Source organism: Lacibacter sp. (assembly GCF_035299325.1).
Classification (GTDB): Bacteria; Bacteroidota; Bacteroidia; order Chitinophagales; family Chitinophagaceae; genus Lacibacter.
The window spans coordinates 20,924-34,589 of sequence record NZ_DATGWT010000034.1 but is presented as its reverse complement, the minus strand read 5'-3'; the positions used below and the strand labels follow the sequence as shown (position 1 = coordinate 34,589).

The 13,666-nt window shown below is 40.6% G+C and carries 12 protein-coding genes; 10 read left to right on the top strand and 2 right to left on the bottom strand.

Annotated elements, in window-relative coordinates; all coding sequences use genetic code 11:
* The 3 genes from VK159_RS19285 to recR form a co-directional block, all read left to right on the top strand.
* Positions 1–2,448: ATP-dependent DNA helicase (locus VK159_RS19285; protein ID WP_324231806.1), on the top strand; the 2,448-nt coding region annotated here is incomplete at its 5' end.
* A 109-nt stretch (positions 2,449–2,557) separates the two neighbouring features.
* A complete protein-coding gene (locus VK159_RS19280; protein ID WP_324231805.1) occupies positions 2,558–3,988 on the top strand; it encodes an Ig-like domain-containing protein in 1,431 nt (476 codons plus the stop codon).
* A 54-nt stretch (positions 3,989–4,042) separates the two neighbouring features.
* Positions 4,043–4,663 (top strand): recombination mediator RecR, encoded by a 621-nt coding sequence (recR, locus tag VK159_RS19275; protein WP_324231804.1) that lies wholly within the window; start codon positions 4,043–4,045, stop codon positions 4,661–4,663.
* Positions 4,664–4,706: 43 nt separating this feature from the next.
* Here recR and VK159_RS19270 read toward each other — a convergent pair whose 3' ends face one another.
* Together VK159_RS19270 and VK159_RS19265 are read right to left on the bottom strand one after the other, a co-directional pair.
* Positions 4,707–5,921 (bottom strand): hypothetical protein, encoded by a 1,215-nt coding sequence (locus VK159_RS19270; protein WP_324231803.1) that lies wholly within the window; start codon positions 5,919–5,921, stop codon positions 4,707–4,709.
* Complete coding sequence (locus VK159_RS19265; protein WP_324231802.1) at positions 5,911–6,495, bottom strand: sigma-70 family RNA polymerase sigma factor; 585 nt, start codon at positions 6,493–6,495, stop codon at positions 5,911–5,913. The genes VK159_RS19270 and VK159_RS19265 overlap by 11 nt, the downstream gene beginning before the upstream one ends.
* 367 nt (positions 6,496–6,862) lie before the next feature.
* On the opposite strand from VK159_RS19265, the gene VK159_RS19260 reads away from it, so the two are divergent.
* From VK159_RS19260 to metH, 7 genes are all read left to right on the top strand, one after another.
* Positions 6,863–7,279, top strand: a complete 417-nt coding sequence (locus VK159_RS19260) for an OB-fold protein (protein ID WP_324231801.1) — start codon at positions 6,863–6,865, stop codon at positions 7,277–7,279.
* A gap of 1 nt (position 7,280) precedes the next feature.
* Complete coding sequence (locus VK159_RS19255; protein ID WP_324231800.1) at positions 7,281–7,697, top strand: cytochrome c; 417 nt, start codon at positions 7,281–7,283, stop codon at positions 7,695–7,697.
* A 10-nt stretch (positions 7,698–7,707) separates the two neighbouring features.
* Entirely contained in the window at positions 7,708–8,274 is a 567-nt protein-coding gene (locus tag VK159_RS19250; protein WP_324231799.1) for a YceI family protein, read from the top strand.
* Positions 8,275–8,277: 3 nt separating this feature from the next.
* A complete protein-coding gene (locus VK159_RS19245) occupies positions 8,278–9,186 on the top strand; it encodes a DUF5777 family beta-barrel protein (protein WP_324231798.1) in 909 nt (302 codons plus the stop codon).
* Positions 9,187–9,228: 42 nt separating this feature from the next.
* On the top strand, positions 9,229–9,612 hold the full coding sequence (locus tag VK159_RS19240) for a hypothetical protein (RefSeq protein WP_324231797.1): 384 nt from the start codon (positions 9,229–9,231) through the stop codon (positions 9,610–9,612).
* 272 nt (positions 9,613–9,884) lie between these two features.
* Entirely contained in the window at positions 9,885–10,880 is a 996-nt protein-coding gene (locus tag VK159_RS19235; RefSeq protein WP_324231796.1) for a homocysteine S-methyltransferase family protein, read from the top strand.
* Positions 10,881–10,932: 52 nt separating this feature from the next.
* Positions 10,933–13,656 carry a methionine synthase gene (gene metH, locus VK159_RS19230; RefSeq protein WP_349254780.1) on the top strand — a complete coding sequence of 908 codons (2,724 nt, stop codon included), beginning with the start codon at positions 10,933–10,935 and terminating at the stop codon, positions 13,654–13,656.
* Positions 13,657–13,666 lie beyond the last annotated feature (10 nt).

Genomic DNA, 13,666 nt, shown 5'->3' with positions numbered 1-13,666 from the left:
CGCAACCGTTATGATTTTGATGATATGATCACATGGGTCATCAAAGCATTTGAAGAGAATAAAAACATGCTGGCCAATTACCAGGAACAGTTCCAGTATATATTGGTTGATGAGTTCCAGGATTCAAGCGGCACACAAAATAAAATTGTTGAATTACTCATCAGCTATTGGGATCAGCCGAATGTATTTGTGGTGGGCGATGATGACCAAAGTATTTTCCGTTTCCAGGGTGCAAACGTGGAAAACATGGAAAGCTTTGCCGGCATGTATGCGAACGATTTGGTAACCGTTGTATTATCAAACAACTATCGTTCAACACAGCCGATTCTTGATATTTCAAAATCGCTCATTAACCGAAACGATGAACGATTAATTAAAAAGATTCCCGGCTTAACAAAAGATCTTCTGGCGAGTAACAGCAAGATCAATCACCTGCTGCACAACCCTTCGATCAAAAGTTACCAAACACAACGGGAAGAAATGATCGATATTACCTTACAGGTGCAACAGTTGTTGAAAGAAGGCATATTGCCCGGGCGCATTGCAGTGATTTATAAAGAGAATAAATATGGTGAAGAGTTAACGCATTACTTCAATCACCTTGGCATTCCGTTTTACAGCAAGCGTCATTTGAATATACTGGAGTTGCCATTGGCACAAAAGATCATTTTAATACTCAAGTATCTTGCTGCGGAGCATGATGTACCGTATGGTGGTGATGAAATGCTGTTTGAATTATTGCACTTCAGTTGGTTTCATATTCCGCCTATTGAAATTGCAAAGCTTACTGTTGAAGTTTCGGCCACGCAATTCAGCGATAACAAAACATCGCTCCGAAGATTGTTGTACGAAAAAGCGCATGCACCTGCCAAAGATCTTTTTTCGCAAGGCATTCATCATGGTTTAAAAGCTGCAAGTGGCATTTTTGAAAAACTGGTAGGCGATGTGCCGAATATTACGTTGCAGCATTTGTTCGATAACATCATTCGTGAAACCGGCATTCTCAAATACATCATGCAAAGCCCGGATAAACACTGGCAGTTGAAAATACTCACAGGCTTATTCGATTTTGTAAAAGAAGAAACAAGACGTGACCCTTCACTTTCATTGCAAGGTTTGGTTTCTATTATTGAACTGATGGAAAAAGAAGATCTGAAACTTCCATTGGTGCAGGTAAGCGGCAGCGACAACGGTGTGAATCTTCTAACAGCACATGGTTCCAAGGGTTTGGAATTTGAACATGTGTTTGTGGCCGGTTGTAACTCCGGCTATTGGGAAAAGAAACGAAATCCTTCCAATGGGTATAAATTACCGGATACCATTTTCACGACTTCATCTGTAACAAAAGAAACATCTACGGAAGAGCTACGTCGATTGTTTTATGTGGCGATCACAAGAGCAGAAACACATCTCAATCTTTCATTTAGTCAATTTAAAAACGATGGGAAAGAACTGGAACCATCGATGTTCCTCGAAGAAATAAGAGAAGAACAGCCGATCGATATTGTGCCGGTGATGCTGAGTCCGGAAGCATTGAGTGAATTCACTGCTTTGTTGTTTGGTGAAGCACAGGCACCGGAAATTGAAAAGATCGAAGAAAGTTTTATTCAGCCGATACTGGAAAAATTTGTAATGAATGTGACGGCGTTGAACAATTATTTAAAATGTCCGCTGGAATTTTATTTCAAGAATCTCATTCGTATTCCTTCGCCTAAAAATGAAGCAACGGAATTCGGTTCATCTGTTCACTATGCATTAGAACAATTGTTCCGTAAAATGCAGGAAACAAAAACAGATACGTTTCATTCCAAACAACAGTTCATTGCCGATTTTGAATGGTATATGCGGCGCCACCGTGAAAGTTTTACCAAAGAACAGTTCGCACGGAGAATGGAATACGGAGTGGAAGTATTGAGTAATTACTATGATAAATACATCAACAGTTTCTCCACTATTGTAGCCATTGAACGCAACATCCGCAATGTGATGATCAAAGGAGTTCCGTTAAAAGGAAAGTTAGATAAGCTGGAGTTCGACGGCAAAGCGGTGAATGTGGTGGATTATAAAACCGGCAATGTTGATAACGCTAAAGAAAAACTGCAAGGTCCGAGCGAAAAACAACCGGATGGTGGTGATTATTGGCGACAGGCGGTGTTCTATAAAATTCTTGTTGATAACTATGAAGCGAAAGACTGGAAGGTAGTAAGCACTGAGTTTGATTTTATTGAACCTGATAAGAAGAAAGAATACCGAAAAGAAAAGATTGTGATTACGCCGGCCGATATCGAAACGGTAACACAACAGATCGTGCAGGTTTGGGAAAAAATTCAGAACCGTGAGTTTTACATCGGCTGCGGCAAGGAAGATTGTCACTGGTGCAATTTTGTAAAGACCAATGAAATGGCGGTGGTGTTACATGAGTTGGAAGAAGACGAGTCTGAACCATGATTTGGGCCGATTTGAAGGATGAAGAAGATTTATTCTTTTAGAAAATCCTGTTAATCCTGCTCATCATCAAAATCCCGGTTCACACAATTAGCCTAAGTTTGCAGCTTCTATGACAGCAGGCAGAATAATATCTTTTTTAATTATCAGCGCTTTGTTTATTGGTTTATTCAGCGGTAGTGGCTGTGCCAACATCGTTCCACCCAGTGGTGGCCCCCGAGACAGCCTGCCTCCTGTTCCGGTTTCAGCTACACCAAAAGATTCAGCCACCATGGTGAAAGAACAAAAGATCACCATCACGTTTGATGAGTTTGTGGAATTAAAAGAGCCGAATCAAAAAGTGATCATTTCACCCTATCCTGTAAAAGACGCAGTGATCGAATCTAAATTACGCACTGTTACAGTTCGACTGAAAGATTCGTTATTACCCAACACTACATACAATATCAACTTTGGTGATGCCATTGTTGACCTCAACGAAGGAAACATTCTCAAAGATTTTCAATACAGTTTTTCAACCGGTGCTTCTATTGATTCAAATGAACTTTCAGGAAAAGTTATTCTTGCAGAAACAGGAAAGACTGACAGTACCATGTTTGCCTTGCTGTATCGAAAAGAAGAAGATTCAACTGTGTACAAAGAAAAACCCATGTATGTAGCAAGGGTTGATGGACAAGGTAATTTCCGTTTCAATAATTTACCGACAGGCAAGTTTTACGTGTATGCCTTGCGTGATGAAGATGGAAACAAAAAATATACACAAGGTATTGAGCAGTTTGCTTTTCTTGATTCAACAGTAATGGTGAGCACCAACACAGCCGCCGTTCAGTTATACGCATTCGCAACTGAAAAAGAACGACAAAAATCAACTGCCACACAGGACACCAAACGTGGACTAGTTGTTTCTTCCAACCTGGAGGGCAATGCATTGGACTTTCTTGACACATTCAGGCTGATCTATACGAAACCCATCCGCAGTTATGATTTGTCGAAGATTCGATTGCAGCAGGATTCAACAAAGTTCATTACCGATTTCACCATCGTTAATGACAGTGTTCGCAAACAATTACTTTTCAATTATGCATGGAAATCCGGTGGCACTTACAAACTTTACCTAGATAAAGATTATGCCGCTGATACTTCAGGATTAAAATCATTGAAGAACGATACACTTTCTTTTCGTGTAAAAACAGAAAAAGAATATGGCACGCTTCGTATTCGTTTTAAAGAACTTGATACTGCGGCACACCCGGTATTGATTTTTTACAATAACGATCAGATTGTTGGTCGCTATCCATTAACCGGCAAAGAATTTTATCGTGCACAATTCAAACCCGGTTCTTATAAACTTGGTTTGTTATTCGATACTAATCGGAACGGCGTTTGGGATCCAGGCGATTATTTTGCAAAACCGAAACGTCAGCCCGAACTTGTTCAACCACTCAATTATTCAGTTACAGTAAAAGAAAACTGGGATAATGAACTGGTGGTAGAACCCGGTAAAGCACAAAGCAATACAAACAAGGCTCCTGAACGACAGTAAACGTCATTCTTTGTTCATCGGTTATTAATTCAGCATCCTTCGTACTTTCGCTGTATGTCTTTCTCTTCGTCTTTATTGGAACAGGCCGTGAATGAATTTTCCAAGCTACCCGGCATTGGCAAAAAAACGGCCTTGCGTTTAGTGCTTCATCTTATTAAACAACCGCAGGAAGAAACCCAGTTGTTTGCTGATACCATTGCACGCATGCGTAGAGAAATTAAATTCTGCAGCAAATGTTGTAATGTATCCGATACGGAGATCTGCAACATCTGCAGCAATATCTCCCGCAAAAAACAGATCATTTGTGTGGTGGAAAATATCCGTGATGTAATTGCTATTGAAAGCACGCAACAGTTCAACGGGTTGTATCATGTGCTTGGCGGTGTTATTTCGCCTTTGGATGGTGTGGGACCGGATCAGTTAACCATCGAACCATTGATCAGCCGTTTAAAAGAAGATGAAGTGGAAGAACTCATCTTTGCACTCAGCCCTAACATACAAGGCGATACTACATTGTTCTACATCAGTAAAAAAATAAAAGACCTGCCTGTTAAAATAACCACCATTGCACGTGGCATTGCCTTTGGCGGCGAACTGGAATATGCTGATGAATTAACGCTTGCACGCAGTTTGCAGAACCGCCAGCCTGTAGCAAATTATGTGAGCATGAAATAGTTAATGGTGAATGGCTAGAGTCTGATTCATAACTCATCATTCTTTATCTCAGTTTAAATTTTGCTGTTACTGTTAACCCTGCATTATATAAACGGATCTTACCAACGCCAATTCCGCCTGATGGAATTTTGATACCCGGCTCAGCCATCAGTGAAAAGCGGTTTGATAATTTTCTTTCAGCTATTGCAGAAAAATTCACGCTTGAAAATAAATGAAAACTGTTGTTATTCCACGCACGTTGTGTTACCGTATCTCTCCCCGCTTGATTTTTATAATAATATTCGTAAGCTTCTTTACGCATGATAACCGAAGATGATCCTGCCGAAACATACACATTTGTTTTTTTAGCGTTCAGTACCCTGTATGCAATGCCCAATGGAATTTCAATGACCTTACAATCGGCATCAATCTTTTTAAAGTAAGTATAACTTGCCCAGTAATTATTTGCAGGGTTGTAATCCTTATCCTGTGCTGCATAGATTTTAGAAGCTGATGCTACACCGGTGCGCAGAATTAATTTTTCACCAATCGTGTACATCACTCCTATTCCCACAACCGGGGTTAGTCTGCCCCATGTATTTAAAGAAGTGGCTGGTGCTTCAAGTCCTGTGCTAAAAGTCAAAGAAAAATTGTTTTTAACAGGTTTCCTGATTGCAGCACTTTTTTCTTGGGTTACAACCAATGAACTATTATTCTTCGCCGGTTCGTTTTTCAGAAGCAGGAAATTTTTTCTATTCGTAATCGACGCAGCTCTGTCAGTCGGAGTTATTGATGATACTTCTGCAGGAGCGTCGGGTATATTGTCGTTTGTAAAATCATTTTGCTGCAGCTGAATTTTGTCAGTTTGCAAAAAGGTCAACATTTTTTGATTGGGTTTTACTTTTACTATTTCAGTCGTACTTATTTTCTTTGGTTGTATTTCAAGATCAGTTGAACGATCAAGTTTTTCATCAACAGCAACAGGAGTTTTTTGTATTTCAGTTTTTGAAGTTGCAGTAATAGGTTTAGCAGTTATTTTGTCAGTACTGCTAATTATGCCTTCTCCGGTTTGCGATGCACGCCTTGCCGGAAGAAACGTAGTTAAAGATGCCAGGATTATGCAACCAAGAAATAAGATATACGGGAATACTCTGCCATTATTCTCAGGCAAATGTTTATCCAGTAATACCTCCATCTTCTTCCACGATTCCTCTTCAAATTTGGGAAAAGAGTCAGGTGGAGGCTCCTTTAATTTTTTATATAGATCATCAACAGGCATTTATTTCTTTTTTAATGGATTTTTGCAGGAGCTTATTTTGTAAAAAAGCTCTTGCCTTTGCAAAATTTGATTTAGATGTTCCTTCGGTTATATTCAACTGCTTACCCACCTCTTTATGGGTCATTCCTTCAATGGCATACAGGTTAAAAACGATGCGGTAAGCAGGACTCAGTTCCTGGACAATTTTGATCAATTCGTTGTAGGAGATATTCGCCAGCATATCTTTCTCTTCACCGACAGTTACATTCGTATGCTCCTCATTCAAGTCTTTGAAAATGGCATTATTCTTATTCTTCCTGTAATGATCAATTGCTGTATTGATCATAATGCGCCTCAACCATGATGTGAAGCCGAAAGCAATATCTTCTGAAAGAGGTTTGTAATTGTATATTTCCCTGAAGATCTTTAAGAACCCGTCGTTGATGATTTCCACTGCGTCTTCCTTGTCGTTACTGTATTTGAAACATATTGACATAGCATAATCATAAAAAGCAACATATATCTTGTTTTGATATATACGCTTATTATGCTTGCACCCTTCTATGCAATTAACTAATTCCTCTTTTGTCAGCACGGCCTGGGGTTGATATTGTACTAAGTAACGAAAAGACAGAACAAACAGTTGCCTCGCAACTCAAATTTGCTCTTAAACCAATTTACCACCTGAAAGTCTCTATAAAAGTTACAAAAAATTATTAGTACAAAGGCAACCTTATTCCCTGTAACAACGATAGTTAGAATACAGCAGTCTGGTAATTTGTTGATAGAACCGAAAAGCTGATTGAGTTACCTGCAGATATTTTAGCATACCTGGTGGTTGCAGCCTCATGAATCTTCGCCTTTGAAGCAGAAGCAATGAAAACCGTTGCTGCTTTAGTGTGGTGCTGCTTCAAAAACTATCCGTTAACCATTTTATATATGTAACTCAATCGGCTTTTGGTATGAAAAAACGATCGCTCATAGTTTTTATTCTGTTGGCAGTTTTGATTGGCGCAGCAATTTTCTTTATCTATGCCAAATGGAATAAAGCTCCTCAAAGCATTGAAAATGCTGAGTCAGTTAAAATAAATGCAGCTGATCTGTTCCGTGCGTTTTCAGAAAATGAGCAGCAGGCCACGCAAACCTATAATGGCAAAGTGCTTGAAATAACCGGTATCGTGAGTTCAACTGCAATCAACCAGGAAGGCAAAACAATTGTACAGTTACAATCCCATGATCCCCTGTTTGGCATTAACTGTACCATGGAAAAAGAGGAGATGATAAAAGAGGGCGAAACCGTTACCCTAAAAGGCGTTTGCAGTGGCTTTACAACGGATGTTATTCTGATACGCTGTTACCTTATTAAAAAAACAACATGACATGAGCCATGAAAATTTTTATGGCGAATGCTATGTGGCAAAAAAAATCACAAATTATCACATGAAACTGATCTCTGTTCCCATACTATGTTTAGCATTGCTCTCTTCGTGCACGTATAACAAAGAAGAGCTGCTGTACAACAACACCTGCGATACCAGCAATGTGAAATACAGTGTACAAATAGTAAACACAATTGCTGCAAATTGTTTAGGCTGTCATACGGGTGCAAGTGCTCCCGGAGGCATCATGCTTGATACATATACAGATGTGCGTACAGTTGCCATGAGCGGTCGGCTGCTTGGCGCTATCACTCATTCACCCGGCTATCGTGCAATGCCCGACTTTGCTCCCAAACTTCCCGAATGCCGTATTGCTGAAATCAGAACATGGATCAGAAATGGCATGTTGAATAATTAAACCTGAAAACATGCGCATAATTTCTTTCGTACTTATTCTTTGTTGCTCCCTGTTCAAATTGCAGGCGCAGGAAAACTATATGACCCGCAACGGGCAGATCAGTTTTTTCTCCTCCACACCATTGGAAGATATTAAAGCGATCAATAACGAAGTGGCATCTGTCTTAAACCGTAAGACCGGCAGCGTTCAATTCATTGTTCTGATTAAAAGTTTCCAATTCAGGAAAGCGGCTATGCAGGATCATTTCAATGGAAAAGATTACATGGATTCGGATCGTTATCCCAAAGCTGAGTTGAAGGGAACAATCACCAACATCAGCACGGTTGATTTTACAAAAGACGGCACTTATCCTGTAACAGTGGAGGGTACCCTCAGCATGCACGGTATCAGCAATAAGATCAAAACCGCAGGGAATATCATTGTAAAAGGTAGTACTGTAACCGCTACTGCTGTCTTAACAATTAAGCTTGTCGATTATAAAATTTCTGTTCCAACAATTGTCTCAAAAAAAATAGCAGAGAAAGTGGAAGTGACGGTGAATTGCAATTACCAACTCTATCAACCAAAAACAAAATAATCCATGCTTGATAAAAAATATACGTTGTTGTTGATAATGCTTATCAGTAGTTGTTTTCTCACAGCACAAGAGATCGATCTCAACAAAGAACTTGAAGCGGAAAAAGAAAAACCAACAACACATTACACCACCAATACCTTTCAATCAACTCGTATCATCAACAGTCATACCATTGAAATTACACCGAAGGGTTATATGGATTTCCGCATTGCACACCGCTTCGGCACACTCAATGGTGGCTTTTATGAATTGTTTGGATTAGATAATGCCAGCATGCGTATGAGTTTCGATTTCGGTGTAACACCTAATCTGATGTTTGGCGTTGGAAGAAGCACTTATCAAAAACAATACGATGCATTCGGCAAGTATCGCTTTCTCCGGCAAAGCAAAGGCGAACGGACTATGCCCATCAGTGCGGCTATTGCATCATCCATTATGCTTACAACATTAAAATGGCAGGATCCAACAAGAGAGAATTTGTTTTCATCACGTTTGCAATACGCCCATCAACTCATCATTGCCCGTAAGTTTTCAGAAGGTACGGCCATTCAACTGATGCCAACGATGGTGCATTACAATCTTGTATCCAAGGCCAGTGATCCAAATGATATTCTGGCGTTGGGCATTGGTGGTCGTCAACGTATAACTAAAATGGTATCGGTGAATGCAGAATATTATTACCTGTTGCCGGAGTCCCGTTTCGAAGGAACTACGAACTCTTTTTCGATTGGTTTCGATATTGAAACTGCCGGGCATGTGTTTCAACTTCATTTCACCAATTCACGTGGCATGACGGAGCGAACATTCATCAGCGAAACGGCTGGCAGTTGGGGCAAAGGAAACATCCTCTTTGGTTTCAACATTTCACGAATGTTCAACTTGCAAAAGAAAAAGAAGGTTAAAACAGCATAAGCATTTGGCAGGTAGCTGCTCATTGCTGAACTTCATTGTCACATGCGAAACACGTTACTATACTTCCTGCTGTTCATCAGCATTGCCTCTTGCAAGAAATCAGGTACAACCGATGAACCCACGGTTAACATCAGCGACGGCACCTGGCGCATCAGTTATTTTTGGGATCAGCAGGATAAAACATCCAACTACTCGTCATATTATTTCATGTTCCTCAATGGCGGAACGTTGATGGCGCATGGCAGTTCAACCACCTTAACCGGTACCTGGAGCCAAACAGGCACAAGAATCAATATCAACTTCAGCAACCCCACAATGAGCGACCTCAATGGCGATTGGCTCAAGACCGAACTCACCAATTCAGGTATCAAACTCAAAGACGACAGTCCTTCGCAGGACGATCAACTGCATTTCGTAAAAAACTAACCTCCTCCCTCAAAAGCCCAAACCCCTTGTTGGTGCGTGTTTTTCATTTACATTTGCACTTCATTCAGGCGGATTTGTTTATTGTTCGGCCAAACGGAACTAATAAACGTCAATAAAACTCTCACCCGGTTTTCCGAAACGTTTATAGTTTAAATTATGTAGCCAGCTTTTATGCTGCTATCATCTTCTGTTGCGTCGCACTCTTGTACGCCTGGTGCTATTATTCATCTGCCTTATTGAACACTCAGTTCGGGCAGTTAAAATGATAAACTATGGACATCAGAAAAGAACTCGAAAAAAGAATCCTCGTTATTGATGGCGCAATGGGCACCATGATCCAGCGGCATAAATTGGAAGAAGCTGATTACAGAGGCGATCGTTTCAAAGATTGGCATTGCGATGTAAAAGGCAATAACGATCTGTTGAGCATTACGCAACCGCAGATCATTACCGGAATTCACAAACAATATTTAGATGCAGGTGCCGATATTATTGAAACAAATACCTTCAGCAGCACAAGTATTGCACAAGCCGATTACGATATGCAATCGTTGGCTTATGAGTTAAACGTTGCTTCAGCAAAATGTGCAAGAGAAGCAATTCAGCAATCAGGAAAAACTGCATTTGTTGCAGGCGCCATCGGACCATTGAATAAAACATTGTCACTTTCTCCCGATGTAAATAATCCCGGTTACCGTGCTGTTACATTTGATGAAGTTGTAACTGCATACTACGAACAGATCAAAGGTTTGGTGGATGGTGGTGTAGATGTATTGTTGATCGAAACTATTTTCGATACACTCAATGCCAAAGCTGCCATCTTCGCTATCAAGAAATATTTTCATGATACCAACAAACCGGAATTGCCGATCATGATCAGCGGTACTATCACTGATGCAAGTGGAAGAACCTTGAGCGGACAAACGCTTGAAGCTTTTTACATTTCAGTAATGCATGCTAATCCGTTAAGTGTTGGTTTGAACTGTGCGTTGGGTGCACATGAAATGCGTCCGCATATTGAAGAGCTTTCACAAATCGCTTCATGTTATGTATCTGCTTATCCCAATGCCGGTTTACCAAATGCCATGGGTGAGTATGATGAAAATCCGGAAGACACAGGGCATTATTTGGAAGAGTGGGCAAAAGAAGGTTGGGTGAATATTGTGGGTGGTTGTTGCGGCACCACACCCGATCACATTAAACATATTGCAGATCATGTAAAGAAATTGCAGCCGAGGGAATTGCCGGTTGTGGAAGCAAGCTTTTAATTGGCATTAAGGAACGAAAGCAACTGTTATATCAGTTAACAACAAAGAAATTATGAGCGTTATTAAACCATATAGTCGTTTTTCAGGATTAGAACCTTTAGTTGTTCGACCAGAAACCAACTTTTTAAACGTTGGTGAACGTACCAATGTAACCGGTAGTAAAAAGTTTGCACGTCTCATTCGTGAAAACCAATACGAAGAAGCATTGAGCATTGCACGCCAGCAGGTGGAGAACGGTGCACAGATCATTGATGTAAACATGGATGATGCATTGCTGGATGGTGTACAAGCCATGACCACCTTCATCAACCTCATGCAAAGTGAACCGGACATTGCCAAGATTCCCTTGATGATCGACTCTTCAAAATTTGAGATCATTGAAGCAGGTTTAAAATGTGTGCAGGGAAAAAGCATTGTGAACTCCATCTCCATGAAAGAAGGAGAAGAAAAATTTATTGAGCAGGCACGCATCTGTCGCATGTATGGTGCATCAGTCATCGTCATGGCCTTTGATGAAAAAGGTCAAGCCGATACCAAACAACGCAAAGTAGAGATCTGTCACCGTGCTTATAAAATATTAACGGAACAGGTTGGTTTTGCGCCGCAGGATATCATCTTCGATCCGAACATCTTTGCCATTGCAACAGGTTTGGAAGAACATAACAACTATGGTGTTGATTTTATTGAAGCAACCAAAGAAATAAAAGCATTGATGCCGCTTACCAAAGTAAGTGGCGGTGTAAGTAACCTTTCGTTCTCCTTCCGTGGTAATGAACATGTGCGTGAAGCCATGCACAGTGTGTTTCTTTACTATGCTATCAAAGCAGGGATGGATATGGGCATTGTTAACGCAGGTCAACTGGTGGTGTACGATGAAATTGAACCAACGCTCCGTGATTTGTGTGAAGATGTAATTCTCAACCGCAATAACGATAACAACGAAGCAACTGAAAAGCTCATCAACTTTGCGGAGACAGTAAAAGCCAAAGGAAAGGAAATTGTAAAAGATGAAGCATGGCGCAACAGTTCTGTTGAAGAACGCTTGAAGCATTCATTGGTGAATGGTATTACCGATTATATTGACATTGATACCGAAGAAGCAAGACAGAAATACAGTGCACCGCTTGAAGTAATTGAAGGACCACTCATGGCTGGTATGGATGTAGTGGGTGATCTGTTTGGTGCAGGTAAAATGTTTTTACCACAGGTAGTAAAGAGTGCAAGGGTGATGAAGAAGAGTGTGGCCATTCTTACACCCTACATCGAACAGGAAAAAGAAGATCGCAAACAGGCGCATCTTGCAGCAGGAACAGTTAACGAAGAAAGTGCCGGTGCTGCAAAAATTTTACTGGCAACAGTAAAAGGTGATGTACATGATATCGGTAAAAATATTGTGGGTGTTGTACTCGGTTGTAATGGTTACGATGTAATTGACTTGGGTGTAATGGTATCAACCGATAAAATTTTAGATACAGCACAAAAAGAGAATGTAGACATTATTGGCTTGAGTGGATTGATCACGCCTTCGTTGGATGAAATGGTACATGTGGCACATGAAATGAAACGCAGGGGTATGAAACAACCGCTGCTGATCGGTGGTGCAACTACTTCACGCATGCATACAGCGGTGAAAATTAATCCGCAGTACGACGAAGGTGTTATTCATGTATTGGATGCAAGTCGTAGTGTAACTGTTGCAGGTAATTTATTAAGTCCTGAACAGAAACCTGCGTTCCTGCAAGGCATACAGGCAGAGTATGAAAAACTGCGTGATGATTTTAATAATAAGAAAGTTGTAAAACAGTTCTTACGATTTGAAGAAGCGCAGAAGAATAAAGTAAAAATTGACTGGAGTAATTTCACTCCTGTTGCTCCCACATTCACCGGAGCAAAACAATTTGATGCATACGATCTTTCAGAGATCAGAAGCTATATTGACTGGCAACCATTCTTTATTGCCTGGGAACTGCATGGTAAATTCCCGGCTATCTTAAGCGACAGCATTGTAGGTGTTGAAGCAACCAAACTTTACAACGATGCAAATGCATTGCTGGATAAGATCGTTGCAGAAAAATGGTTGACTGCAAAAGGAACCATTGGTTTCTGGCCGGCAAACAGTGATGGAAAAGATTCTGTTGCGGTATTGCACCAACAAGCAGGACCGGATGAAGTACTCCATCTTCAATTCCTTCGTCAGCAGATCAAGAAAACAGAAGGCCAACCCAATATTTCATTAGCTGACTTTATAGCACCTGCTGAAACAAAAGCACAAGATCACATCGGAGCGTTTTCAGTTACCATTCATGGCATTGAAGAACACATCAAACGTTTTGAAGCAGCGCATGATGATTATAACAAGATCATGTTGCAGGCATTGGCCGATCGTTTAGCTGAAGCATTTGCAGAAGTGTTGCATCAACGTACAAGGAAAGAATTCTGGGGTTATGCAAAAGATGAAACGCTGAGTAACGAAGATCTCATCAAAGAGCAATATATCGGTATTCGTCCGGCACCGGGCTATCCTGCCTGTCCTGATCATACAGAGAAGTATAAATTATTTTCACTGCTTGGTGGCGAAGAAGCAACCGGTATTCATTTAACTGAATCACTGGCCATGTATCCGGCATCATCTGTATGCGGCTGGTACTTTGCGCATCCTGAATCAAAGTATTTTGGTGTAGGTAAAATTGAAAAAGATCAGTTGAATGATTATACCAAACGTAAAGGCATGAGTTTGGAAGAAGCGACAAGATGGTTGCGACCGATACTTGAATAATGACGATACT